Consider the following 26,102-nt stretch of genomic DNA (forward strand, 5'->3'; position numbering starts at 1 on the left):
TCCACTGCCGGCTGCGCCGTACCGGCCCGATTTGCGCGGATCGTATCGGCCGGGTTCGGGCAGCGGCGCCTATACTCGTCTGCCGCGACACACGAAACGCAAAGGTGACGGATGAAGACGATCGGACTGATCGGCGGCATGAGCTGGGAATCGTCGGCCGAGTACTACCGGATGATCAACCGGCACTCGAAGGCATTGCACGGCGGGCATCACAACGCGAAAAGCGTGCTGGTCACGGTCGACTTCGCCGAAATCGAAGCGCTGCAGAGCACGCACGACTGGGTCGCGCTCGGCGAACGGATGGCCGATGCCGCGCGCCAGCTCGAAGCGGCCGGCGCCGATCTCGTCGTCCTCACGACCAATACGATGCATCGCGTGCACGACGCGATCGAAGCCGCGGTGAAGCTGCCGTTCCTGCACATCGCCGATCCGACCGGCAACGCGCTGCGCGACGCGGGCGTCGAGCACGTCGCCCTGCTCGGCACGCGCTACACGATGGAGTTGCCGTTCTACGCGGAGCGGCTGCGCGGGAAGTTCGGGCTCGACGTGCTGGTGCCGGACGAACGCGGGCGCGACGACGTGCACCGGATCATCTACGACGAGCTGTGCCACGGCGTCGTCTCGGCGCCATCGCGCGCGACGTATGTGTCGATCATCGACCGACTGGCCGCGCGCGGCGCACAGGCCGTGATCCTGGGCTGCACGGAAATCACGCTGCTGATCGGCGCGGACGATTCGCCGCTGCCGGTATTCGATACGACCGCGTTGCATGCGAAGGCGGCCGTCGAGTGGGCGGCGCGCTGAACGACGCGCGCCGCCGCGTATCGCCATCGCCGCCGGATGCGGCTGAATACGGGCAAGGACCAGTGCGCGGTGCGGTCGGGCACGCCGAACGCAACGGCCACGCGGGTCGACACGACGACCCGTCTGATCGAGAACGGCTGCCAGCCCAGGAGCCCGGGCGCGCCGAAATAACGGGCGGGCGCGGAAAACAAAAAACCCGGCACGGAGCCGGGTTTTTGTCGACGAAGTGCGCATCGGTCAATTGCGCTGCACATCGTCTGGTGTGCTTGGTTGCGGGGACAGGATTTGAACCTGTGACCTTCGGGTTATGAGCCCGACGAGCTGCCAGACTGCTCCACCCCGCGTCAGAGAAATAAATTATAGGGTGAGGAAGTACTCACGTCAATACTTTTGTCACAATTTCTGCATCCACTGCCCGGGCGCCGACGCGGGACACGTGCGCGACGCTGCATGACGCGCGCGTTCGCACCCCATGCTCGCGGTAAGATGGCGGCCTTCGCATTCACGCCGCACACACCCTTCCGTTCATGAAAATCGCCACCTGGAACGTCAACTCGCTCAATGTCCGCAAACAGCATGTGCTCGACTGGCTCGCGCAAAGCGGAGCCGACGTGCTGTGCCTGCAGGAACTGAAGCTGCCGGACGAGAAATTCCCGCGCGCCGATCTCGAGGCAGCCGGCTACCGCAGCTGGTTCACGGGCCAGAAGACCTACAACGGCGTCGCGATCCTCGTGCGCGACACGCTCGCCGTCGACGAGTCGGACGTCGTGCGCAACATCCCGGGCTTCGACGATCCGCAGCAGCGCGTGATCGCCGCGACGGTCGACGGCGTGCGCATCGTGTCCGCCTACTTCCCGAACGGCCAGGCGCTCGACTCCGACAAGTTCGTCTACAAGATGCAGTGGCTCGACGCGCTGCAAGCGTGGCTGCGCACCGAGTTGCAGCGCTACCCGAAGCTCGCGCTGCTCGGCGACTACAACATCGCACCGGAAGACCGCGACGTGCACGATCCCGCGAAATGGGAAGGCCAGAACCTCGTGTCGCCGCAGGAGCGCGCACACTTCGCGCAACTGATCGAACTCGGCTTCGTCGATGCGTTCCGCCGCTTCGAGCAGCCCGAGAAGACCTTCACGTGGTGGGACTACCGGATGATGGCGTTCCGCCGCAACGCGGGGCTGCGCATCGACCACATCCTGCTGTCGCCGGCGCTCGCGGCGACCTGCGCATCGTGCGAAGTCGATCGCACGCCGCGCACGTGGGAACAGCCGTCCGACCACACGCCGGTCGTCGCGATCGTCGGCTGATCGCGCAAGCGCCCGCGCGCGATCAGCGCCGCGCGGGCGCCGGCCCGAGATGGGCCCACAGGAAGCCGAATTCGGCTGCGTCGGCTTCCGCGCGCTCGAGATCGTCGGCGCTGCCGTGGCCGCCGTCGGTGTTCTCCCAGTACCACACCCGCTCGTGACCGAGCGCCTGCATGCGCGCGGCCATCTTGCGCGCATGCGCGGGATGCACGCGATCGTCACGGGTCGACGTCGTCAGCAACAACGGCGGATACGCGACGCCTTCACGCACGCGGTGATACGGCGAATACGCGGCCAGCGCCGCGCCTTCGCGCGGATCGTCGGGGTCGCCGTATTCGTCGAGCCAGGCGGCGCCCGCGTGCAGCTTCGGATAGCGCTGCATGTCGAGCAGCGGCACGCGGCACAGCACCGCGCCGAACAGCTCCGGCCGCTGCATCATGCACGCGGCGACCAGCAGTCCGCCGTTGCTGCCGCCCTCGATCCCGAGTTGCGCGGCGGTCGTCACGCCGGACGCGGCCAGATCCTCGGCGACCGCGATGAAATCGTCGAACGAACGCTGCCGGTGTTCGCGCTGCGCGTCGACGTGCCAGCGCGGCCCGAATTCGCCGCCGCCGCGGATGTGCGCGAACGCCATCACGCCGCCGCGTTCGAGCCAGCCGATGCCGAACGCATCGCTGTAGCCCGGCAGATTCGGAATCGCAAAGCCGCCATAGCCGGACAGCAGGCACGGCCGCGCGACGCGCGCGCCGCCTTGCGGCACGTCAAGCGCATCGCGCGGCCCGATCAGCGTGTACGGCACCACCGTGCCGTCGCGCGAACGCGCGCTCGCGCGGCGTACGACGAGCCCGGCCGCGTCGAACTGCACCGGCGGCCGGTCGAGCAGCACGCGGCGCGACCGCGCATCGTCCGCGCGATCGGCAAGATCGGCCAGCCAGCATTCGGGCGGATCGAGATACGTGTCGACATCGACGTACACCTCGTCGTTCAGCGTCGATTCGACGGGCTCGATGTCGATCTGCGCCTCGCCCGGCCAGTCGAACGGCCGCGCGTCCCACGTCCACGCACCGTCGTCGGCCTGCCGCGGCTGCCAAAGCATCGTGCGGTTGTGCACGTCGTCGAGCCAGCTCGCGATCAGCGTCGTGCGCGTGTGCGTCCACGTACAGGCGGACGTCGTCGGCCGCGGCGCGAACAACGTCGTGAATTCGCGCGCGCCGGCGAGGAACGCCTGCTCGCGGATCGCGAGCAGCGAGCCGCCGGCGTGGCGCACGCCGTCGCAATCCCAGTCGAGGCGCGGCTCCAGCACGAGCCAGCCTTCCCAGAACCCGACCTCGACATGCGTCGGCACGTCGTAGCGCGCCCACTCGCCGGCGTCGGTCAGCCGATACGCGTGCGCGTCGAAGAAATCGACGCTGCGCCACGCGACGTGACGGCAGTCGATCGGGTCGTACCATGCACCCGCACTGATGTCGTCCGGCTCGCCGCGAAACACGACGGGCGCGTCGGCGAGCGGCGTGCCGCGCACCCAGCGCCGCGCTTCATACGGATAACCGGCGGCGGTCGCATGCGCTTCGCCGCGATCCCAGCTCACGTAGACGGTGTCGCGATCGATCCAGCCGACCGTGTGATGGCCCGGCGCGTCGATCGTGAAACCGCCGTCGACGAAACGGCGCGCGACGAGGTCGAATTCGCGCACGACGACTGCGTCGGCGCCGCCCGGCGACAGCGACAACAGCACTCGATCGCCGTCCGGATACAGGATCGCCTCCTGCTCGAACACCCACGACTCGCCCTCTTCGACGCCGAGCGCGTCGACGTCGAGCAGCGTTTCCCAGGCCGGCTGGCCGGCCCGCCAGTCGGCCCAGCGCGTGCGGCGCCACAGTCCCTTCGGATGGAGATCGTCCTGCCACAGGTCGTACGCCCAGTCGCGCCAGCGGGTCGGAATCACCGGGCGTTCGCGCGGCAGATACGCTTTCGCGAGACGCGCGGTCAGCGCGCGATACGCGTCGTCGTCGCGCAGCGCGGCGTGCGTGCGCGCATTCTGCTCGTCGACCCACGTGCGGGCGCGCTTGCTGTCGAGCGCTTCGAGGAAACGGAACGGGTCGGCCCCGGCGGGCCAGCGGAAGGAATCGGACATGGTGGATCGACGGAATGGCAAGCTGCGTGCAAACCGCGATTATGTCCGATCGCGGCATGCGCGAACCCGCGCATGCCGCGCATCGTGCCCGGTCAGGGCTCCAGATGGAGTTCCTGGATCTTGCGCGTGATCGTGTTGCGACCGATGCCAAGCCGCTCCGCGGCCTCGACCTTGCGGCCGCGCGTGAAGTCGAGCGCCTCGCGGATCACGGCCGCTTCGAAGCGACGCGCGAGCTCGTCCATCACGTCGGCCGAGTTCTCGCGCAACAACCGCGCGACCTCGGTGCGCAGCCCGTGCTCCCACAGCGGGTAGCCGGCCGGCGCGCTGCCGTTCGCCGTGCTCGCGACGGGCACGGCGGCGGGCGGCGCCGCGCCGATCGCGGCAGGCGCTGCCGCCGCGTGGCCGCCGCTGCCGTGCACGTCCGCGCCGTCGCCCGACGCGACGACCGGCGCCCCGGCCGGCACGAGGTCGGGCGGCAGGTCCTTGATCTCGACCGTCTGCGCGGGCGCCATCACGGTCAGCCAGTTCGCGAGATTCTCGAGCTGCCGTACGTTGCCGGGAAACGGCAGCGACGTGAGATACGCGAGCGCGTCGTCGGACACGCGCTTCGGCTCGACGCCGAGATCGCGTGCACTCTTCTGCAGGAAGTGGCGCGTGAGCAGCGCGATGTCCTCGCTACGTTCGCGCAGCGGCGGCAGGCGCAGCCGGATCACGTTGAGCCGGTGGTAAAGGTCCTCGCGGAACAGCCCCTGCCGCACGCGCGACTCGAGATTCTGGTGCGTCGCGGCGATCACGCGCACGTTCGCGCGCAGCGGGTTGTGCCCGCCGACCCGATAGAACTGCCCGTCCGACAGCACGCGCAACAGGCGCGTCTGCAGGTCGAACGGCATGTCGCCGATTTCGTCGAGGAACAGCGTGCCGTTCTCGGCCTGCTCGAAGCGGCCCTGCCGCGTCGTCTGCGCGCCGGTGAACGCGCCGCGCTCGTGGCCGAACAGTTCGGATTCGAGCAGGTCCTTCGGAATCGCCGCCGTGTTCAGCGCGATGAACGGCCCGTTCGCGCGCGGGCTGTGACGGTGCAGCGCCCGCGCGACGAGCTCCTTGCCGGTGCCCGACTCGCCGGTGATCAGCACGGTCGCGGCCGAATGCGACAGCCGGCCGATCGCACGGAACATGTCCTGCATCGCGGGCGCCTGGCCGAGCATCTCGGGCGCGTCGGCCACACGCTCGTCCTGCGGCGCGCCGCCGCGCAGGCTTTCTTCCACCGCGCGGCGGATCAGCTCGACCGCCTTGTCGACGTCGAACGGCTTCGCGAGGTATTCGAACGCGCCGCCCTGGAACGCCGCGACGGCGCTGTCGAGATCGGAGAACGCCGTCATGATGATGACGGGCAGGCCCGGCAGCCGCTCGTGCATCGCCTGCAGCAACTCGAGGCCCGAGCCGCCCGGCATCCGGATGTCGGACACGAGTACCTGCGGCGTCTCGTGGTCGAGCGCGGCCAGCGCGTCGCGCACGTTCGCGAAGCTCTTCGTCGCGAAGCTGTCCCGGGCGAGTGCCTTTTCGAGCACCCAGCGGATCGATTGGTCGTCGTCTACTATCCAGATCGGCTTCATAGGTCGGTCAGATATGGGGAAATCCGGTGAATCGCACTGTCGCCGCTCAATGGTCGAGCGGCAGCAGAATCTGAAATTCGGTACGTCCGGGCCGGCTTTCGACCTCGATCATCCCGTCGTGCTGCTGCACGAACGTCTGCGCGAGCGTGAGGCCGAGGCCGCTGCCGTCGTCGCGTCCGGACACGAGCGGGTAGAAGATCCGGTCGCGGATCTCTTCCGGAATGCCGGGCCCGTTGTCGATCACGTGCAAGTCCAGTGCCAGCCGGTACAGGCGCTTGGCGATCGTCACCTTGCGTGCGATGCGCGTGCGCAGCTCGATCTTCGCGTCGCCCTGCGCGATCCGTTCGCGCAGCGCCTGCGCGGCGTTGCGCACGATGTTCAGCAGCGCCTGGATCAGTTGCTCCTTGTCGCCGCGCAGGTCCGGCACGCTCACGTCGTAATCGCGCTCGATCGTGAGCCCGCGCGGGAATTCCGCGAGCATCACCGCGCGTACGCGTTCGCACACTTCATGAATGTTCACGTCGCCGACGATATGCGGATGCCGGTGCGGCTCCAGCAACCGGTCGACGAGCGTCTGCAGGCGGTCGGACTCCTTGATGATCACCTGCGTGTATTCGCGCAACTCGCCGCGCTCGCGCTCGCCCAGTTCGAATTCGAGCAGCTGGGCTGCGCCGCGAATGCCGCCGAGCGGGTTCTTGATCTCGTGCGCGAGGTTGCGGATCAGTTGCTTGTTGACCGCGGTCAGGTCGTGGATGCGCTCTTCCCGATCGGTGCGCGACTGCCGTTCGTTCTCGAACAGCTCGACGAGCACGAAATCGGGCGCGGTCTCGAGGAAGCCGACGATCGCGTGCACATGCAGCGGCTCCCGGCCGGGCCGATCGAGCACGGTATCGAGGTGCGTCGCGTGAAAGCGTTCCTGGCCGATCGCGGTGATCGTCGATGCCAGCTCGTTCGCGTTCGGGAAAATTTCGCCCCACGGCCGCTGCGCGAGCTGCCGCCGCGAGATGTCGAGCATCGCCTCCGCGGACGGGTTCGCGAACGCGATCCGCAGCGTCTTGCGGTCGAGCACGAGCACGACCGTCGGCAGCGCTTCGAGCCCCGCCAGCAGACCCGAGCGCGAGAGCCGCTCGTCGTCCGTCAGCCGTTCGGGCTGCCCCGTTTTCGCCTTGATCAGATTCTTCAGAACCATCTGCGTGCTTGTCGCGCCTCACCGGGCAGTAAATGAAAATCGTCGGAACAAAAAAGGGACGGCCGGACGCCGTCCCCTTTCAGACTCCGCCGTTCCCGCCGCACACCGCGCGACGGGAACGAACCGGCATGACGGCGCCGAATCGAAGCGCCATCGCCGATTAGAGCGAGTAGTACATCTCGAACTCGATCGGGTGCGTCGTCATGCGGAACTTCGCCAGCTCCTGCTCCTTCAGCCCGAGGTACGCGTCGATCATGCCGTCCGTGAACACGCCGCCGCGCGTCAGGAACTCGCGATCCTTGTCGAGTGCCTCGAGTGCCTGGTCGAGACCCGCGCACACGGTCGGGATCTTTGCATCCTCTTCCGGCGGCAGGTCGTACAGGTTCTTGTCCGCTGCTTCGCCCGGATGGATCTTGTTCTGGATCCCGTCGAGGCCGGCCATCATCAGCGCCGAGAACAACAGGTACGGGTTCGCCATCGGGTCCGGGAAGCGCGTTTCGATACGGCGGCCCTTCGGGTTCGACACGTGCGGAATGCGGATCGATGCCGACCGGTTGCGTGCCGAGTACGCGAGCTTGACCGGTGCTTCGAAGTGCGGGACCAGACGCTTGTACGAGTTCGTCGTCGGGTTCGTGATCGCGTTCAGCGCGCGAGCGTGCTTGATGATGCCGCCGATGTAGAACAGCGCCAGTTCCGACAGGCCGGCATAGCCGTTGCCCGCGAACAGGTTCTGGCCGTCCTTCCAGATCGACTGGTGAACGTGCATGCCCGAACCGTTGTCGCCGACGACCGGCTTCGGCATGAACGTCGCCGTCTTGCCGTACGAATGCGCGACGTTATGGATGATGTACTTCGACCATTGCGTCCAGTCCGCGCGCTGCACGAGCGTCGAGAACTTCGTGCCGATTTCGTTCTGGCCCTGGCCCGCCACTTCGTGGTGGTGCACTTCGACCGGGATGCCGAGCTGTTCGAGCAGCAGGCACATTTCCGAGCGCATGTCCTGGAACGTGTCGACCGGCGCGACCGGGAAGTAGCCGCCCTTCGTGCCCGGACGGTGGCCCGTGTTGCCGCCTTCGAATTCCTTGCCTGCCGACCACGGCGCTTCTTCCGAGTTGATCTTCACGAAGCAGCCCGACATGTCCGTGTTCCACTGGACCGAGTCGAAAATGAAGAATTCCGGCTCCGGACCGAAGTAGGCGGTGTCGCCGATGCCCGTGCTCTTCAGGTAGGCTTCCGCGCGCTTCGCGAGCGAACGCGGGTCGCGCTCGTAGCCCTTGCCGTCGGCCGGCTCGACCACGTCGCAGGTCAGCACCAGCGTCGATTCTTCATAGAACGGGTCGATGAACGCAGCGCTCGGATCCGGCATGAGCAGCATGTCCGACGCCTCGATGCCCTTCCAGCCCGCGATCGACGAACCGTCGAATGCATGACCGCTTTCGAACTTGTCTTCGTCAAACGCCGAAACCGGCACCGACACGTGCTGTTCCTTGCCGCGCGTATCCGTGAAGCGGAAATCGACGAACTTGACGTCCTCGTCCTTCACGAGCTGCATGACGTCGGCGACGGTTTTACTCATAACCTCTTCTCCTGATTGAACAATTCCGGCGGACTGGGAACCGCCTCGTTTATCGAGCTGACCGGGGTCTTGCTTTGGCGCAGCGCGCCCCGATTCGACCGAATTCTATATAGCAGCTTCCGTGCCAACCATCGCAAAACCGACGCGGATCGCGCCGGCCCGCGCCGCAGCGGGGCTCGCCTGCGCAATTGCAGGGCTCGGGGCCGCACCGCCGCCGACCGGATCGCACCTCCGTGGTGCAATCTTCGGGATGCGGCGGCGCAGCCGGGTTATTCTGGTGCATGCGCACCATTCTGCACTCTTTTGGTGAATCCGTGGTCCGTGCATGCGGCGCAGGTCGCGCGAACGTCCGTACCGCCCCGCCGCGCTAGAATGATCGTTTGACCGATACGGAGACTCCCTGCCATGAGTACGCTGGACCAGCTTTACGCGAAGGCCGACGAACGCCGCGCCCAGGGCGCGCTCGACTACGCCGGCGCGCTGCTGCCGGTCGAGGCATTCGAACTGCTGCAGCTCGACCCGTCGGCGCGCCTCGTCGACGTGCGCACGCGCGCCGAGCTCGACTGGATCGGCCGCCCGCTCGTCGGCGACGGCCAGTACCTGCACATCGAATGGACGCGCTACCCGGGCGGCGTGCCGAACGCCGAATTCGTCAACGAACTGAAGGCGGCCCTGCCGGCCGATACGCCGATCCTGTTCCTGTGCCGCAGCGCCGCGCGCTCGAAGCTCGCCGCGGTCGCGTCCGCGCAGGCCGGCTACACGAAGGCGTTCGACCTGCTCGAAGGCTTCGAGGGCGCGAAGGACGCCGAAGGCCACCGCAAGACGGTCGACGGCTGGTGCTTCCGCAAACTGCCGTGGATCGGCGCCTGACGGCGCGCCGAGGCCGCCGGTTGCGACAGCCTCATCGTCGAGCCGGGCGATGACATGCCGATGACGGGCCGCGTTGCGCGGCCCGTTGCTTTTGGTACGGCAGCGTGGCAGGCCGCTCAGGCGCGCGGCGCATCGGGCTCGACGACGTCGCCGCCGAGCAGGTGCACGCCTTCGCGCAGCTTCACGAACGCGGCCGCGACCGCTTCCGGCTCGCCCTTCACGCCGAGATCGATGTGACGGCGCGCGTAGATGCCGCCGCGCTCCGCGTCGCCGACGCTCGGCAGGCTGAACACGCGCACGCCCGGGAAATCGCGCTCGATCCTCTCCATCAGCGGCGTGAGCGTCGATTCCGGCAGCTCGAACACGTACAGCGAGCGCTCGGCATGCGGCGTCGCGTGATGCAGATGCGCGTACTGCGTATCGAGCACCCATTCGATCATCGGCCACGCCATCACCGGAAAGCCCGGCACGAAATGGAGATGGCCGACCGAGAAGCCGGGAATCCGGTTGTAGCCGTTCGGGATGATCGTCGCCCCGGCCGGGAACACGCCCATGTTGAAACGGTGCTGGTTTTCCGGCGATTCGAAATCGACCGGTGCGGCCGGATCCGCGTGCATCTCGCGGATCCGCTCCGCAATCAGCGCCTTCGCTTCCGGATGCAGCTCGAGCGGCACGCCGAGCGCGGCCGCCGCGCACTGGCGCGTGTGGTCGTCCGGCGTCGCGCCGATCCCGCCCGTCGAGAACACGATGTCGCCCGACGCGATCGCGCGCGCGAGCGTCGCCGTGATGCGCGCCGGATCGTCGCCGACGTATTCGGCCCAGTCGAGCGCGAGGCCGCGCGCGCCGAGCAGCTCGATGACCTTCGCCAGATGCTTGTCCTGCCGGCGGCCCGACAGGATTTCGTCGCCGATGATGATGATGCCGATGCTCATGCCTGCCCCATGTCGATTGCGGTGGCGCGCGCACTCGCGCGCAGGTCTTCGAGCGCGCGCAGGCAGTAGTGCCCGAACCACAGCGCCGAGAAGACGAGGATGAAAGCGTAAACCCAGATCATGGCGGCCGCGACGAACGGGAACAGCACCATCATCCAGACCGACGACACCCACACGAAGGTCGGCACGGTGCCGAGCAGCCCGGTCGCGACGCCGATGCCGATCAGCGGCCAGCGGTGCCGGCGCACGAGCGCGCGGCGCTCGTCGCGGCTCGCATGCAGCGCGAGCGCATCGTAGGTCATCACGCGATACGTGAGCCAGCCCCAGATCAGCGGCGGCAGCAACGCGAAGAACGGCGGAATCAGCCACAGCGGGATCGTCACGACGAGCAGCACGACGCCGACGAGCGCCGCGCCGAGCGAATTGAACACGCTGCCGAAGAAGGTGCCGCCCCGCTTCGGCTCGAGCGCCGCGAACTGCCGGTTCGACAGGTGCTTGATTACGACCGGCATCGAGATCGTCGCGATCAGCAGCAGCACGGTCAGCACGATCAGCGGAATGGCGAGCGACACGACCACGAACGGCGCGACGACCGCATGCAGTTGCGACATGCCGATCGCATCGAACGCGCGATACAGCGCGGCCGTCAGCACGAAGCCGTCGAGCGCGCCGCGCGCGAGGTCCAGCAATGTCTGCCACGAGAACCACAGCACGGCGCCCCACAGCAGCGCCGACACGACGAACGGCATCAGGGTGAGCCACAGCATGCGCGGATGCAGCGCGCTGGCGAGCGCCCGGACGAAGGAACGCAGCAAATCGTTCATGCGAGCCTGGGGAGTCTGGATTGACGGAGAAAAACGGGGAAAGGATAAACCACGCGGCCCGCATGCGCCAAAGCGCATGCGGGCCGCGTGCAAGCGTCGTTCAACGGGAGAGCGGACGGATCGGGATCAGGCCGACGCCGCGCCGCGCTTCGCGGGGAACAGGCGCCGGAAGATCCGCACGAACGCGAGGCCGTGCTGCGACCAGAAGCCGTCGCCATAGGATACGCCCTCGACCTGCTCGCGGATGCCGGTCGGCTCGACCGTGCGGTTCCACGACGCGGTGCCGAACATCATGTCCCACCACGGAAACAGCACGCCGAAGTTGCAGCCGTACTTGGTGCCTTCGTGGCCGTAACCGACCGCATGGTGCCGGCGGTGGAAGATCGGGCTGACGAGCAGACGCTCGCCGATGCGGCCGTACGACAGCCGCGCATTCGTATGCTGGATGCTCTGCAGGAAGTTGGTGACCGCGGTCAGCACGACGAACTGCGACGGCGTCACGCCGATCACGAGCGCGATCGCCGCGAAAAAGCACGACTGGAGCACGTCGTCGAGCAGGTGGTTGCGGTCGTCGCACCACAGCGACATCTGCCGCTGGCTGTGATGGACCGCGTGCAGCTCCCACCAGATGCCGAACTTGTGCTGCCAGCGGTGATACCAGTAGCCGGCGAAGTCGAGCACGACGAGGTAGATCGCGAACGCGACGATCGGCTGCGAGGTCACGCCCGGCCACAGATAGTCGAGGTTGACGTTCGCGACGCCATGCAGGCGCAGCCACGCCTGGAAGCCGTCGAACACCGGCTGCAGCGCGAAGAAGAAGAACAGCGTGTAGATGCCGAGCTTCGAGATCGCCGTGTAGATCACGTCGACCCGCACCGCGCGGCGGTTCTTCCAGCGCTCGACCGGCAGCAGCGCCTCGAGCGGGCGCAGCAGCGCGAACATCAGCACCATCTGCAGCGCGCCGATGATCACCCAGTACAGCGCGTCGTAGGTGTCCTCGTCATAGTCCATCAGGTTGAACTTGAAGAGGAGCGGCTGCACGACATCGACGTACAGCCAGGTCTGGATGTCCGACACGAACGCATCGATCAGGTGCAGCATCGTTCGCCTCCGCCCGTCACGCGCCGTTCGCCGCCTTCCACGGCGCGCGGTCGTAGAAGTAGATGCCGTGCGGCGAGCGGCCGACGGCAATCGTCTGCACCAGCTTGCGCGAGGCCAGATCGATGATCCCGACCTTCTTCGCGAACCGGAACGTCACCCACAGCGTCTTCTTGTCGGCGGACAGCTCCATGTCGTCGGGGCCCGGCAGCAGGCCGGTGATGTCGCCGACGTTGGCGAGCGTGTTCTCGTCGATGATGCTGATCGTGTTCGCGACGCGGTTCGTCACCGCGACGTGCGTGCCGTCGGCGAGCGAGCGGAAATTGTGCGCGCCCTTGCCCGTGTAGATCTGCTTGACGACCTTCTGGTTGCGCCAGTCGACGACCGCGACGTAATCCGCGCCGGTCATCCCGACCAGCAGGAATTTGTCGTCCGGCGTGAGCCACAGGCCGGCCGGCACCTTGCCGACCTTCATCTTCCATTTGACCGTCTGCGTCGGCAGGTCGATCGCCGCGATCTCGCCGGACACCTGCAGCGACACGAGCAGCGTCTTGCTGTCCTTCGTAAACGCGAGGTGGCTCGGCATCACCGCGAGCGGCACGCGCTTCACGAGGCGCAGGTCGCGGCCGTCGTAGCCGTAGATGTCGACGCGGTCGAGCCGCAGGCCGGCCGCCGCGAACCATTTGCGGTCGGGCGAGAAGCCGAGCTGGTAAGGGTCGTCGATCCCTTCGACGGTGCGCTGCAGCTTGCCCGTCTTCGGATCGAGGAACATCAGGCTGTTCGAGACCGAATTCGCGACGATCAGCGACGCGTTGTCGGGCGTCGCCATCAAATGGTGCGGTTCCTTGCCGGTCGGCATCGTGGAAACGACTTCGCGGGTCTGCTGGTCGATCAGGGAAAGCGTCGCTTCGGCCGAATTGAGGACGATCACATTATTCGCGTGCGCGGCGGGCGCCAGCACGGCAGCGGCCAGCGCAAGCGTGCGGCCGAAGGAAAGGAAAGTGCGCATGAAGACTCACGTCGTGGAACAGCTGTCATTGTAGAACGTTCGGCGGGCCCCTCCGGTTGACCCATGCCGGTATTGCGCCACTTCGACGCATGCCCGGCCTGCCGGAGGCGCCACCGCGGTGCCGGCCCCGGGCGGCGGCCGGTGCGGGCCGGCACACCGATGTTGCGCTAGCGCTGCATCGACTCCCAGACCTTGTGCAGACGCTTGACAGAGACCGGCATCGGCGTGCGCAGTTCCTGCGCGAACAGCGAAATCCGCAATTCCTCGAGCAGCCAGCGGAATTCCGCGAGCCGCGCATCGGCGACGCCGCCGCGCTGCGACACCGCGCGCTGGTACTGCTGGGCGAGCGGCAGCAGCTCGGCCGACTGCTTCGCGTCGCGCGCCGGATCGGCCTTCAGCTTGTCGATCCGCAGCGCGATGCCCTTCAGGTAGCGCGGGAAATGCGCAAGCTGCGCGTAAGGCGTGTCGATCACGAAGCGCTTGCCGACCAGCGCGGCCAATTGCTGCTGCAGGTCCGCATGGGCCTGCGCGAACGGCTTCGCCTGCGCGAGCTTCTTCACGAGGCCCGCGTATTCGGCCAGGATCTGCCCGACGAGCCGCGCGATTTCCTGCGCGAGCAGGTTCAGGCGGCTGCGGCCCTCGTCGCGGCGCGCGTGGAAGCTCGCGTCGTCGTCGGGCAGCGGGTCCTGCAGGCACGCGCGGTCGAGCGCCGTGTCGATCAACTGGTCGCGCAACTCGTCCTGCGTGCCGAGCGACATGTACTGCATCGCCATCTCGCGCAGCCCCGGCAGGTTCTTTTCCAGGAACTTGATCGGCTCCTTCAACTGCAGCGCGAAGAGGCGCCGCAACCCGGCCCGGTGGATGCGCGCGGCCTCCTCCGGCGAATCGAACACCTCGACGTCGCAATGCGTGCCACGGTCGACGAGCGCCGGATAGCCGTACAGCGTCTGGCCGCGCCGACGGATTTCCAGCAGCTCGGGCAGCTTGCCGAAATTCCACGTCGTCAGGTTCTCGTACAACGCCGTCGCGCCGGTTTCCGCCGCGGCGGCCGTCTGCGGCGCCGCGCCCTTGCCGGCCTTCGCGCCGCGGGCAGGCGCCCCGGCCGCGACACTCGACGCGGGCGCATGGCCGGGCGCCTGACCGGCCTCGGCGTCGCCGCCGCTCGCGAGCGTCGACGCCGCCGCGATCTTCTGGAACTGCTGCTGCGCCTGTGCGCCCAGCTCCTGGCGAAGCTGCGCGAGATTGCGCCCCATCGCGAGCTGGCGGCCGTGCTCGTCGATCACCTTGAAGTTCATGAACAGGTGCGCGGGCAGCGTCTCGAGCTTGAAGTCGGCCGTTTTCATCATGACCTGCGTCTGCGCCCGCACGTCGGCGATCAGCGCCTCGACGAGCCCGCCCGCACCGAAGCGCTCGCGGCCCATCCGCTCGACGAAGCCGGCCGCGTACTCGGGCAGCGGCACGCAGTGCCGGCGCAGCTTCTGCGGCAGCGACTTCAGCAGCAACTGCACCTTTTCCTTCAGCATGCCCGGCACCAGCCACTCGCAGCGGCGCGCGTCGACCTGGTTCAGCGCGAACAGCGGCACGGCGAGCGTCACGCCGTCGCGCGGCGTGCCGGGTTCGAAGTGGTACGTGAACGCCATCTCGACGCCGGCCATCGTCGCGCGCTTCGGGAACAGGTCGGTCGTCACGCCCGCCGCCTCGTGGCGCATCAGGTCGTCGCGCGACAGATACAGCAGCCGCTGCTTGTCCTCCGCCTGGCCGCCCTTCTTCACCTCGTCGCGATACCAGCGCTCGAACGCGGCGCCCGTGTGGATGCCTTCCGGAATCGCGTGGTCGTAGTACGCGTAGATCAACTCGTCGTCGACCAGCACGTCCTGCCGACGCGACTTGTGCTCGAGCTGCTCGATGTCGGCGAGCAGCTTGCGGTTGTGCGCGAAGAACGGCAGTTTCGTGTCGAACTCGCCTTCGACCAGCGCGCCGCGGATGAACAGCTCGCGGGCGCGCGCCGGGTCCTGCTTGCCGAACGCGACGCGCCGCCGGTGATAGATCGGCAGCCCGTACAGCGTCGCGCGCTCGAACGCGCTGACCTGCGCGGGACGCTTCTCCCAGTGCGGTTCCGACAGCGATTTCTTCAGCAGGTGCGCGCCGATCTTCTCGACCCACTCCGGCTCGATCTTCGCGAGGCAGCGCGCGTACAGCCGGCTCGTCTCGACGAGTTCGGCCGCCATCACCCAGCGGCCGGCCTTCTTCGCGAGCGCGGAGCCCGGCCACAGGTAGAACTTGATGCCGCGCGCGCCGAGGTAATGCGGATCGTCGTCGGCCTTCATGCCGAGGTTGCCGAGCAGCCCCGTCAACAGGGCCAGATGGATCTGCTCGTAGGTGGCCTCGACTTCGTTGAGCCGCCAGCCGTGCTCGCGCACGACCGTCAGCAACTGCGAATGGACGTCGCGCCATTCACGCAGCCGCAGATGCGACAGGAAGTTCTGCCGGCACGCGTCGACGAGCTGGCGATTCGACTTCTTGTGCGCGACGGCCTCTTCGAACCACGCCCAGATCTTCAGCCACTGCAGGAATTCGGAGCGCTCGTCGGCGAACCGGCGGTGCGCCTGGTCGGCCTGCTCCTGCGCTTCGATCGGACGATCGCGCGGGTCCTGCACGGACAGCGCGCTCGCGATGATCAGCACCTCGCGCAGCGACTGCTGGTCGCGCGCGGCGAGAATCATCCGGCCGACGCGCGGGTCGAGCGGCAGCCGCGCGAGCTCGCGGCCGAGCGGCGTCAGCGCGTTGTCGTCGTCGACCGCGCCGAGCTCGTTGAGCAACTGGTAACCGTCCGCGATCGCGCGGCCGGGCGGCGGTTCGAGGAACGGGAACGATTCGATCGCCGTCAGGTGCAGCGACTTCATCCGCAAGATCACCGACGCGAGCGACGAGCGCAGGATTTCCGGATCGGTGAAGCGCGCACGCGCCTGGTAGTCGCTTTCCTCGTACAAACGAATGCACACGCCGTCGGCCACCCGGCCGCAGCGGCCCGCGCGCTGGTTCGCGGCCGCCTGCGAGATCGACTCGACCTGCAGTTGCTCGACCTTGTTCCGGTACGAATAGCGCTTCACGCGCGCGAGGCCGGTGTCGACCACGTAACGGATGCCCGGCACCGTCAGCGAGGTTTCGGCCACGTTGGTCGCGAGCACGATCCGGCGCGCGTTCGACGCCTTGAACACCTTGTCCTGATCGGCCGCCGAGAGCCGCGCGAACAGCGGCAGGATCTCGGTATGCGGCGGATGGTGCTTGCGCAGCGCCTCGGCCGCCTCGCGGATCTCCCGCTCGCCGGGCAGGAACACCAGCACGTCGCCGGGGCCTTCGCGGCACAGCTCGTCGACCGCGTCGACGATCGCGTCCATCAGGTCGCGCTCGGCTTCGCGCGCGGTCTTCACGCGATCGCGGCCGCCCGTGCCCTCGGCGTTCTTCACCGCCGGGCGATCCTCGGCCACCGGGCGGTAGCGCATCTCGACCGGATACAGCCGCCCGCTCACCTCGATCACGGGCGCCGGGCGCGCGTCGGTGCCGAAATGGCGCGCGAAGCGATCGGCGTCGATCGTCGCGGACGTGACGATCAGCTTCAGGTCCGGCCGCCTCGGCAGGATTTCCTTCAGATAGCCGAGCAGGAAGTCGATGTTCAGGCTGCGCTCGTGCGCCTCGTCGATGATCAGCGTGTCGTACGCCTTCAGCAACGGGTCGGTCTGCGTCTCGGCGAGCAGGATGCCGTCGGTCATCAGCTTGACGGATGCGCCCGGCGCGAGATTGTCGGTGAAGCGCACCTTGTAGCCGACCACCTCGCCGAACGGCGTGCCGAGTTCCTCGGCGATCCGGCGGCCGGTCGACGAGGCGGCCAGGCGCCGCGGCTGCGTATGGCCGATCAGGCCCGTGCCGCCGGCGCCGAGGCCGCGGCCGAGATCGAGACAGATCTTCGGCAATTGCGTAGTCTTGCCCGAGCCGGTTTCGCCGCAGACGATGACGACCTGATGACCGGCGATCGCACGCGCGATTTCGTCGCGCTTGCCCGACACGGGCAGGCTTTCCGGATACGTGATCGGCGGAACGGGATTCGGCGGGACGGCGGCGCGCGGCGCACGCTCGCGGCGCGGGGCCCGCTCGCCCGTCGGCTGCGGCGCTCCCTTCGCGGCCGGCTGGCGCGCGGCGCCGCGCCGTTCGTCATTGCGCGGCCCGCGCGGCGCGGGTGCCGGCGTGCCCGCCGGCTTGTCCTGCTGCTGGCGCGGCGGCTGGCCCGGCTGCTCGCGCGCATCGGCCGCACCATCCGGGTGCTTCGCCGACGGCGTATTGGCCCGCGTCGGCGCGGGACTTTTAGAAACATTCGACATGGGGGCGCATTATAATCCCGGCCATGAATTCCCAAACCGACCTCCCTCCCGCCCAGACCGGCGCCGCGACGCCGCCGGCCGCCGACGATTCGGCCGCCAGCCACGCGCAGTTCGTCGACTGGATGCGCTCCGTCGCGCCCTATATCCACAAGTTCCGCAACAGCACGTTCGTCGTGGGGTTCGGCGGCGAGGTGGTGCAGCAGGGGCTGCTGAATGCGCTCGTGTCCGACATCGCGCTCTTGCAGGCGATGGGCATCCAGATCGTGCTCGTGCACGGCTCGCGCCCGCAGGTCGAGGAGCAGCTGAGCCTGCACGGTGTCGAATCCGAGTTTTCGCACGGCCTGCGCATCACCGATGCGCGCGCGCTCGAATCCGCGAAGGAAGCGGCCGGCGAAGTGCGTCTCGACATCGAGGCCGCGATCAGCCAGGGTCTGCCGAACTCGCCGATGGCGCACGCGCACATCAGCGTCGTGTCGGGCAACTTCGTGACCGCGCGGCCGGTGGGGATTCTCGACGGCGTCGATTTCGCGCACACGGGCATCGTGCGCAAGATCGACGCCGAATCGATCCGTCATTCGCTCGCGAGCCGCAAGCTCGTGCTGCTGTCGCCGCTCGGATTCTCGCCGACCGGCGAGGCGTTCAACCTGTCGATGGAGGACGTCGCGTCGGCGGCCGCGATCGCGCTGCGCGCCGACAAGATCATCTTCCTGACCGAAGGGCCCGGCATCGTCGACGACGAAGGCGAGCTGGTACGCGAAATGTCGCTCGACGCGGCCGCCGAACTGCTCGATTCCGGCAACATCCAGGGCGACGACGCGTTCTTCCTCAAGCATTCGATCCGCGCATGCCGCGGCGGCGTGACCCGCGCCCACCTGATCCCGCAGTCGCTCGACGGCAGCATGCTGCTCGAACTGTTCCTGCACGACGGCGTCGGCACGATGATCTCGTACGAGAACCTCGAAAGCCTGCGCGAGGCGACCCCGGACGACGTCGGCGGCATCCTGTCGCTGATCGAGCCGCTCGAGTCGGACGGCACGCTCGTGCGGCGCGGCCGCCACCAGATCGAACGCGACATCGACCACTTCTCGGTGATCGAGCACGATGGCGTGCTGTTCGGCTGCGCGGCGCTGTACCCGTACCAGCAGGAAAAGATCGGCGAAATGGCGTGCCTGACGGTCGCACCCGAAGCGCAGGGCTCGGGCGACGGCGAACGCCTGCTCAAGCGCATCGAGCAGCGCGCCCGCGCGCGCGGCCTCACGCACATCTTCGTGCTCACGACGCGCACCGAGCACTGGTTCCTCAAGCGCGGCTTCGTCAAGGTCAGCGTCGACGACCTGCCGGAAGACCGTCGCAAACTCTATAACTGGCAGCGCAAGTCGCTCGTGCTGATGAAGCAGCTCTGAGCACCGGCACGACTGCCCTTCCCCCAGACACCGATTACAGGAGAAGTACACGATGGCTCGAATGATCCAATGCGCGAAGCTCGGCAAGGAAGCCGAAGGCCTCGATTTCCCGCCGCTGCCGGGCGAACTCGGCAAGCGCATTTACGAGAGCGTCTCGAAGGAAGCGTGGCAAGGCTGGCTCAAGCAGCAAACGATGCTGATCAACGAAAACCGCCTGAACATGGCCGACCCGCGCGCGCGCCAGTACCTGATGAAGCAGACGGAGAAGTACTTCTTCGGCGAGGGCGCGGACCAGGCGTCCGGCTACGTGCCGCCGACGGAAGGCTGAGCGCCGCGAATCGCGCAGGCGGCGCCCGCTGGCGTCGTCGCGCGAATGGAGCAAACGGCACCGTGTGACCGCACGGTGCCGTTTGCTTTTGGGGCAGCCCAATCGACGCAACCCCGCCGACGCGCGCTCGACGGCGCCCGGGCGAGCCGGCGTGCCCGCCTCATCCCGCCGGTTTCAACGTGCCGCGATCGTCCGGCGGCGCGCCCGCGCCGGCCGGCTGATCCGCGCCCGCGCCTTCCGTGCCCCATTCCGCCGCATCGCTGCGTTCGGCCGTCGACAGCTCGTCCGCGCGGTAGCCGGTGCGATTGAGCAGCGCGAGCATGCACGCAAGCGACACGAGCGCGTACAGCCCCGACGCGATCGCGACGCCGACGATGCTGCCGGTCGCGTTCAGGATCGCCTGCGCGAGCACCGGCGTGCCGCCGCCGACGACCAGCGCGCTCAACTGATACGCGAGCGACAGGCCCGTATAACGGAGGTTGGCCGGGAACACGCGCGCGAGCACGCCGCCGACCGCGCCGTAGAACATCGCCGACGGAATCGTCGAAATGCACATGCCCGCGACGGCGACCCAGTACGAACGCGTCGCGAGCGCATGGAACATCATCGGCATCAGCACGATTTCCGGAATCAGGATCCAGCACATCGCGCGCCGCATGTCGACCTTCGACACGAACCACGCGCCGACCGGCTGCATCAGAAATTGCACGACGAGCGAGATCGACAGGATGCCGAGGAACGTGCCCTGCGCGTAACCGAGCGTCTTCGTCGCCCACGACAGCGCGAACGTGCTGCGGAAATACGTGACGTTGATCACCGGCAGCGTGCCGGCCGCGAGCAACACGACGACCCAGTGGTCGCGCACGACGTCGCGCAGCGGCAGCTTCACCGTGCGCTTGCGCGCGAGCACGCGCTGCATGTCGACCGACTCCTCGAGCTTCAGCCGGATCACCATGCCGATGATCACGAGCACGGCCGACAGCAGGAACGGAATGCGCCAGCCCCACATCAGGAACGACGGCGTCGGCAGCGCGCTCAGCGCGAAGAACGCGGCCGTGGCCAGCAGGTTGCCGGTGGGCGAGCCCTGCTGGGCGAACGCCGCATACAGGATGCTGCGATGCTTCGGCGCATTCTCGCTCGCGATCAGCACCGCGCCGCCCCACTCGCCGCCGACCGCGATGCCCTGCAGCACGCGCAGCACGACGAGGCCCGCCGGCGCCCATACGCCGATCGACGCATAGCCGGGCAGCAGCCCGATGCCGGTCGTCGCGAGCCCCATCATCACCAGCGTGATCACGAGCGCGGTCTTGCGGCCGACGCGATCGCCGAGATGGCCGAACACGATCCCGCCGAGCGGCCGCGCGGCGAAGCCGGCCCAGAACGTGACGAACGCGAGCAGCGTCGCAACGCCGGAATCCATCGTGCTCGAAAAGAACACCTTGCCGAACACGAGCGCCGCGGCGGTGCCGTAGATGTAGAAGTCGTACCACTCGATCGTGGTGCCGACGAACGCCGCGAGGGCGGCGCGGCCTGGCCGCGGCTGCGCGGCGGGCGGGGATGGCGGACGGCTCATCGATGTCTCCTGGTAATCGGGGGCGCGACTGTCGCGCGCCTTGTCGGATGGCCGGCCTTCGCCGGCTGGTCGGATTGCTCTACGTTGCGTGGCTCGAAGTCGACGTTGCGATCGATCGGGTCGGGACGACGTTCATCTGCGGACGCCCCGTGGGCCCGTCACGTCAGGTCGGGCGCGACACGCAGCACGCCGGCATCGAGCAGTTGCTGCTGAAGCGCGCGATCGACGCCGAGCCGATCGAGCACCGCACGTGTGTCGCGACCGAGCGCCGGCGGCGCCGACCGGTAGGTGGCCGGTGTGCGCGACAGCTTCACCGGCGACGCGGTGCCGCGATACGCACCGATCTCGACGAACAGGCCGCGGTGCAGCGCATGCGGATCGTGCGCGACGTCGGCCACCGTGCGCACCGGCCCGCACGGCACGCCGGCCGCCATCAGCTCGCGCGCGAGCGGCTCGCACGCGTGCGCGGCAAGCCGCACTTCCAGCTCGACCTTCAACTGCGGCCGGTGCGCGCAGCGGCTGCGGTTGTCGACGAAGCGCGGATCGCCGGCGAGCGCCGGCGCACCGAGATGCGCGACGAGCCGCGCGAACTGCCGGTCGTTGCCGACCGCGAGAAAGATCGGCACGGTGGCCGTGCGGTAGCTGTCGTACGGCGCGATGTTCGGATGCGCGTTGCCGCTGCGCTCCGGCACGCGGCCCGAACCGAAGAAGTTCGGCAGGTGCGGATGCAGCAGCGACACGCCGCAGTCGTACAGCGCCACGTCGATCGACTGCCCGCGCCCGCTCTTCTCGCGCTCCGCGAGCGCCAGCAGGATGCCGGCGAGCGCGTTGAGTCCCGTGACCATGTCGACGATCGGCAAACCGATGCGCGTCGCGCCACCGTCGCGTTCGCCGTTCACGCTCATCAACCCGGCCATCGCCTGGATCACCGCGTCGTAGCCCGGCAGGCCGCCGAGCGGGCCGTCGTCGCCGAAGCCCGTTACCGCGCAGTGGATCAGGCGCGGGAAGCGCGGCTGCAGGTCGCGTGCGTAGTCCATGCCCCAGCGCGCGAGCGTGCCCGGCTTGAAATTCTCGACGAGCACGTCGGCCTCTTCGAGCAGGCGCCACAGGATCGCCCGCCCTTCGTCGTGCGACAGGTCGAGCGCGAGCCCTTCCTTGTTGCGGTTCACGCCCATGAAATACCAGGCCGTGTCGCCGAGGAACGGCGGCCCCCAGCCACGCGTCTCGTCGCCGGCGGGCGGCTCGATCTTGATCACCGTCGCGCCGTGATCGGCGAGCGCCTGCGTGCAGTACGGGCCGCCGAGCACCCGGCTCAGGTCGACGACCTTCAGGCCGTCCAGTGCGCCACGCGTCGTGCTCATCGCTCGACCTCCGGCAGCAGGTCGAGCGCCGTGTCGAGCGCGACCGGCAGGCCGCGCAGCAGCGCGTCGGACGCGGCCGATTCGTCGTCGCGCGGTGCCGGCGCGAGCGGATCGACCGGCAGCAGCTTGTGTCGCACGATCAGGTGCGCCAGCGCGAGACGCCTGAAATCCGGCGCGAGCCGTACGCCTTCGCAAGCCATCAGCACGGCCGCGCTCGCGTAATACAGCGCGGACGCGGCCTGCCGCACGCGCGCGTCGTCGCCGTCCTCCGCGACCCGCGCGAGCGCATCGCACGCCCGCGCGAGAATGCGCCGCAGCGCCGTGCGGCTCGCGTCGGGCAGCGGCGCCGCGCCCAGACGATCGCCGAGGAACGTGCGCAGCGCGTCGAGCGCATGCTCGCGCTGCGCGGCGCGCGCGACGTCGAGCGCGACGATGTTGCTCGTGCCTTCCCAGATCGAACCGAGGTGCGCGTCGCGCACGAGCCGCGCATCGCTCCACTCCTCGATATAGCCGGTGCCGCCGCGCACTTCCATCGCATCGCCCGTCACGCGGCGCGCGTCGCGGCACGCGCGGAACTTGATCAACGGCGTCAGGATCCGCACGCAGCGCGCAGCCTGTTCGTCGCCCGCATCGGCCTGCGGCAGCAACAGCGCGATTTGCATGAACATCGTGCGCGCGGCCTCGGCCGGCAGCAGCGTCTTCATCAGCTGGCGCCGCATCAGCGGCATCTCGATCAGCTTGCGGCCGAACGCGTCGCGATGCGCGGCGACGTGCAACGCTTCGTTCAGCGCGCGCCGCATCAACCCGGCCGCGCGCACGCCGTTCGACAGCCGCGACATGTTGATCATGTCGGCCATCTGGTGAAAGCCGCGGCCGATCTCGCCGATCAGGTACGCCTGCGCGCCTTCGAGCGCGATCTCGCCGCTCGCCATCGAACGGCTGCCGAGCTTGTCCTTCAGGCGCACGATCCGGTAGCGGTTGCGCGTGCCGTCCGGCAGCGTCTTCGGCAGCAGGAACAGCGCGAGGCCCTTGATGCCGTCCGGTGCGCCGTCGGGCCGCGCAAGCACCATCGCGAGATCGGCGTCGGCATTCGAGCAGAACCACTTGTCGCCGGTCAGGCGCCAGACGGTGTCGCCGTGCGCGTCGGTTCCGCGGGTCGCGCGCGTCGCGATACGGCCGACGTCGGAGCCGGCCGCCTGCTCGGTCATGAACATCGCGCCCTGGTACAGCGTGTCGAAGTCGCGCGACGCGAGCCTCGGCAGGTAGCGCGCGACGAGCGCCGGGTCGCCGAAGCGGCGCAGCGTGCGGGTCAGCGAGTCGGTCATGCTGACCGGGCAGCACAGCCCGAATTCCGCCTGCACGAACAGGAACGTCAGCGCGTACTTGACGAGCGGCGGCACGGTTTCGGCCCCATGGCTCAGCGATGCGAGCCCGAGCTCCGCATACGCGACCCGTTCGAGCGCGACGTACGCCGGATCCTTGTCGATCCGCTGCACGGCCTCGCCGCGCCGGTTGCGGTGCTCGAGCACGGGCGGATGCTTGTCCGCGCGCGCCGCCCATTCGTCGAGTTCGCCCGATACGCGCTCGCCGAGCGCGCGCAGACGCGGCTCGAGTTCGGCATAGTGCACGTCGCCGAGATGCAGCTTCAGCAACGCGCCGAGATCGGGGTCGACGGTGAAGAAATTGATGCCCCGGCTGTCGGGGATATGGGATGCACCGGTGTCCGGCGTGCGAGCGGTGTCGTGCATGCGTGCGTCTCCTGGGTTGCCAGCGCATCGGCCGGGCCACGGTGCCGCGGCGCCCGGTCCGTCGTGCGTCAAGCCTCCCGCAGAGCGTAGGCGCGCGGTCGATAAGCGTCCAATACAGGATTTATCCGGTACGATAGATATCGCTTATCGATGCCGACGCCGGGAGGAGACACCGTGGAACTGAGGCAGTTGCGCTACTTCGTGGCCGTCGCCGAGGAGCTGCACTTCGGGCGCGCGGCGAAGCGCCTGTACATCTCGCAGCCGGCGCTGAGTTTCGACATCCGCAAGTTCGAGGACGCGCTCGGCGTGCAGCTTTTTTCCCGCACCAACAAGACGGTCGCGCTGACCAACGCGGGCGCGGTGCTGCTCGGCGAGGCGCGCCGGCTGCTGCTGCAGGCGGCCGAGGCCGAGCGCCTGACGGTGCGCTCCGCGTCGGGGCTCGCCGGCCGGCTGCGGATCGGCTTCGTCCATTCGATGCTGTATCGCGGGCTGCCCGACGCGGTGCGGCGCTTCGAGGCCGACTATCCGGGCGTCGAGATCGTGCTGAGCGAGATGAACACGCACGCGCAGGTGCAGGCGATCCAGCGCGGCCAGATCGATCTCGGCTACGCGCACTGGGGCCACTGCCCGCCCGAGGTCGAATCGGCGCCCGTCTATGCGGAGCCGTTCGTGTGCTGCCTGCCGGCCGCGCATCCGCTTGCGCGGCGCCGGCAGGTCGCGCTCGCCGCGCTCGCGACGGAACCGTTCATCCTGTTTCCGCGCGACGCCGCGCCGCACTACCACGACCTGATCATCGCGCAGTGCGTGAACGCGGGATTCAGTCCGCTGATCCGTCACGAGGCGCGGCTGTGGCAGACGATCCTGTCGATGGTCGAATTCGGGATGGGCATCGCGCTCGTGCCGCGCGTGCTGCAGCAGGTCAAGAGCGACCGGCTCGCGTTCCGGCCGCTGAAGGATGCGTCGCTCGAATCGCGCACGCTGGAGCTCAAGCGCAGCGGCACCGCCGAACCGGTCGCGCTGCGCTTCGCCGACTACGTGCGCGCGTCGATCGACGCGCTGCCCGCGCTCGCGGGCTGAACACGCGGCTCGCGAACGGGCGCCGGCGGCCGTTTAAAAAAATTTGCAGAAAGGGCTTTACGAACCCAAAAAGCTCTGACATAATTTCAGCTTCTTTGGGCGGTTAGCTCAGCGGTAGAGCACTGCCTTCACACGGCAGGGGTCACTGGTTCGATCCCAGTACCGCCCACCAAAGAATTCAATGGCCTGCGTCTCACGACGCAGGCCATTTTCGTTTTGGCGACGCACGTGCCCTACGCGACGCGGGCGCCGGCATCATGCGACGCCGCACCCGCAGCAGTGCCGGCTTACCGGCCCTGCCCCACCCGCTGCGCCGTCGCGTCGAACGCGCGCTTCGCCTTGTCGACGATCTCGTCGATCTCCGCCTCGCGAATCACGAGCGGCGGCGACAACAGCATCCGGTCGCCGGTCGCGCGCATGATCAGGTTGCCGTTGAAGCAGAAGTCGCGGCAGATCGTGCCGACATCGACGTCCGCGCCGAAGCGCTCGCGCCGGCGCCCGTCGCGCGCGAGTTGAACACCGGCGACCAGCCCCGCTCCCGCAATCTCCCCGACGATCGGATGATCGCCCAACGCGTCCCGCAGCCGCCGCTGGAAATACGGGCCGATATCGGTCTTCACGCGCTCGACGATGCCTTCGTCGCGCAGCAGCTTCAGGTTCGCGACCGCGACGGCCGCCGCCACGGGGTGGCCCGAGTACGTGAGGCCATGATTGAATTCGCCGTTGTCGATGATCGGGCGCGCGATGCGTTCGTGGATGCCCACCGCGCCCATCGGCACGTAGCCCGACGTGAGGCCCTTCGCCATCGTGATCAGGTCCGGCTCGAAGCCGAAGTGCTGGTGCGCGAACCACTCGCCGGTGCGGCCGAACCCGCCGATCACTTCGTCGG

19 protein-coding genes and 2 tRNA genes are annotated in these 26,102 nt (G+C 68.3%); 7 read left to right on the forward strand and 14 right to left on the reverse strand.

The annotated features are described in order from the left end of the window. Positions 1-111: 111 nt before the first annotated feature. A complete protein-coding gene (locus tag WS95_RS22120; RefSeq protein WP_059825995.1) occupies positions 112-804 on the forward strand; it encodes an aspartate/glutamate racemase family protein in 693 nt (230 codons plus the stop codon). 267 nt (positions 805-1,071) lie between these two features. On the opposite strand, the gene WS95_RS22125 is transcribed toward WS95_RS22120, so the two are convergent. After that, positions 1,072-1,148: transfer RNA gene (locus WS95_RS22125), tRNA-Met, on the reverse strand. Between the two features lie 183 nt (positions 1,149-1,331). On the opposite strand from WS95_RS22125, the gene xth reads away from it, so the two are divergent. Beyond that, the gene (xth, locus tag WS95_RS22130) at positions 1,332-2,108 is read left to right on the forward strand and encodes an exodeoxyribonuclease III (protein ID WP_034207767.1); all 777 of its coding nucleotides are present in this window, start codon (positions 1,332-1,334) and stop codon (positions 2,106-2,108) included. A gap of 22 nt (positions 2,109-2,130) precedes the next feature. Here the strand turns inward: xth and WS95_RS22135 are convergent, their stop codons facing one another. From WS95_RS22135 to glnA, 4 genes are all read right to left on the reverse strand, one after another. Beyond that, positions 2,131-4,239 carry a prolyl oligopeptidase family serine peptidase gene (locus tag WS95_RS22135; protein ID WP_059825998.1) on the reverse strand — a complete coding sequence of 703 codons (2,109 nt, stop codon included), beginning with the start codon at positions 4,237-4,239 and terminating at the stop codon, positions 2,131-2,133. 92 nt (positions 4,240-4,331) lie between these two features. Beyond that, the gene (gene ntrC, locus WS95_RS22140; protein ID WP_034207769.1) at positions 4,332-5,849 is read right to left on the reverse strand and encodes a nitrogen regulation protein NR(I); all 1,518 of its coding nucleotides are present in this window, start codon (positions 5,847-5,849) and stop codon (positions 4,332-4,334) included. A 46-nt stretch (positions 5,850-5,895) separates the two neighbouring features. Further along, a complete protein-coding gene (glnL, locus tag WS95_RS22145) occupies positions 5,896-7,038 on the reverse strand; it encodes a nitrogen regulation protein NR(II) (protein ID WP_034207770.1) in 1,143 nt (380 codons plus the stop codon). 160 nt (positions 7,039-7,198) lie between these two features. Beyond that, complete coding sequence (gene glnA, locus WS95_RS22150; RefSeq protein ID WP_034207771.1) at positions 7,199-8,614, reverse strand: type I glutamate--ammonia ligase; 1,416 nt, start codon at positions 8,612-8,614, stop codon at positions 7,199-7,201. Between the two features lie 405 nt (positions 8,615-9,019). Between glnA and WS95_RS22155 the strand changes: the two genes are divergently transcribed. Further along, positions 9,020-9,484 carry a rhodanese-like domain-containing protein gene (locus WS95_RS22155; protein ID WP_059826000.1) on the forward strand — a complete coding sequence of 155 codons (465 nt, stop codon included), beginning with the start codon at positions 9,020-9,022 and terminating at the stop codon, positions 9,482-9,484. Between the two features lie 116 nt (positions 9,485-9,600). On the opposite strand, the gene WS95_RS22160 is transcribed toward WS95_RS22155, so the two are convergent. The 5 genes from WS95_RS22160 to hrpA form a co-directional block, all read right to left on the reverse strand. Then, positions 9,601-10,416, reverse strand: a complete 816-nt coding sequence (locus WS95_RS22160; RefSeq protein ID WP_059826003.1) for a competence/damage-inducible protein A — start codon at positions 10,414-10,416, stop codon at positions 9,601-9,603. Then, a complete protein-coding gene (locus WS95_RS22165; RefSeq protein ID WP_059782943.1) occupies positions 10,413-11,240 on the reverse strand; it encodes an EI24 domain-containing protein in 828 nt (275 codons plus the stop codon). The genes WS95_RS22160 and WS95_RS22165 overlap by 4 nt, the downstream gene beginning before the upstream one ends. A gap of 126 nt (positions 11,241-11,366) precedes the next feature. Beyond that, a complete protein-coding gene (locus WS95_RS22170) occupies positions 11,367-12,341 on the reverse strand; it encodes a sterol desaturase family protein (protein ID WP_059782946.1) in 975 nt (324 codons plus the stop codon). A gap of 16 nt (positions 12,342-12,357) precedes the next feature. Further along, entirely contained in the window at positions 12,358-13,347 is a 990-nt protein-coding gene (locus WS95_RS22175) for a YVTN family beta-propeller repeat protein (protein WP_034207775.1), read from the reverse strand. Between the two features lie 167 nt (positions 13,348-13,514). Continuing rightward, positions 13,515-17,723, reverse strand: coding sequence for an ATP-dependent RNA helicase HrpA (gene hrpA / locus WS95_RS22180; protein ID WP_059826006.1), 4,209 nt, complete (start codon positions 17,721-17,723; stop codon positions 13,515-13,517). Between the two features lie 23 nt (positions 17,724-17,746). Between hrpA and argA the strand changes: the two genes are divergently transcribed. Both argA and WS95_RS22190 read left to right on the forward strand, forming a co-directional pair. Next, positions 17,747-19,126, forward strand: coding sequence for an amino-acid N-acetyltransferase (argA, locus tag WS95_RS22185; RefSeq protein ID WP_006485509.1), 1,380 nt, complete (start codon positions 17,747-17,749; stop codon positions 19,124-19,126). A gap of 52 nt (positions 19,127-19,178) precedes the next feature. Further along, positions 19,179-19,454: an oxidative damage protection protein gene (locus tag WS95_RS22190; protein ID WP_009692666.1), complete on the forward strand. Its 276-nt coding sequence runs from the start codon at positions 19,179-19,181 to the stop codon at positions 19,452-19,454. A gap of 160 nt (positions 19,455-19,614) precedes the next feature. On the opposite strand, the gene WS95_RS22195 is transcribed toward WS95_RS22190, so the two are convergent. The 3 genes from WS95_RS22195 to WS95_RS22205 form a co-directional block, all read right to left on the reverse strand. Beyond that, entirely contained in the window at positions 19,615-21,027 is a 1,413-nt protein-coding gene (locus tag WS95_RS22195; RefSeq protein ID WP_059826009.1) for an MFS transporter, read from the reverse strand. Between the two features lie 158 nt (positions 21,028-21,185). Further along, a complete protein-coding gene (locus WS95_RS22200; protein ID WP_059782956.1) occupies positions 21,186-22,388 on the reverse strand; it encodes a CaiB/BaiF CoA transferase family protein in 1,203 nt (400 codons plus the stop codon). After that, entirely contained in the window at positions 22,385-24,136 is a 1,752-nt protein-coding gene (locus tag WS95_RS22205; protein ID WP_059826012.1) for an acyl-CoA dehydrogenase family protein, read from the reverse strand. The genes WS95_RS22200 and WS95_RS22205 overlap by 4 nt, the downstream gene beginning before the upstream one ends. Before the next feature lie 174 nt (positions 24,137-24,310). Here WS95_RS22205 and WS95_RS22210 point away from each other — a divergent pair, with 174 nt between their 5' ends. Both WS95_RS22210 and WS95_RS22215 read left to right on the forward strand, forming a co-directional pair. Continuing rightward, positions 24,311-25,213, forward strand: coding sequence for a LysR family transcriptional regulator (locus WS95_RS22210; RefSeq protein ID WP_059826015.1), 903 nt, complete (start codon positions 24,311-24,313; stop codon positions 25,211-25,213). 97 nt (positions 25,214-25,310) lie between these two features. Further along, positions 25,311-25,385, forward strand: a tRNA-Val gene (locus tag WS95_RS22215). 115 nt (positions 25,386-25,500) lie between these two features. Here WS95_RS22215 and WS95_RS22220 read toward each other — a convergent pair. After that, positions 25,501-26,102 (reverse strand): aminotransferase class III-fold pyridoxal phosphate-dependent enzyme (locus WS95_RS22220; RefSeq protein ID WP_156444565.1); only part of this gene is annotated, 602 nt, incomplete at its 5' end.

Origin of the sequence: Burkholderia sp. MSMB1826, assembly GCF_001526325.1 — a bacterium.
Taxonomy (GTDB): Bacteria; Pseudomonadota; Gammaproteobacteria; order Burkholderiales; family Burkholderiaceae; genus Burkholderia.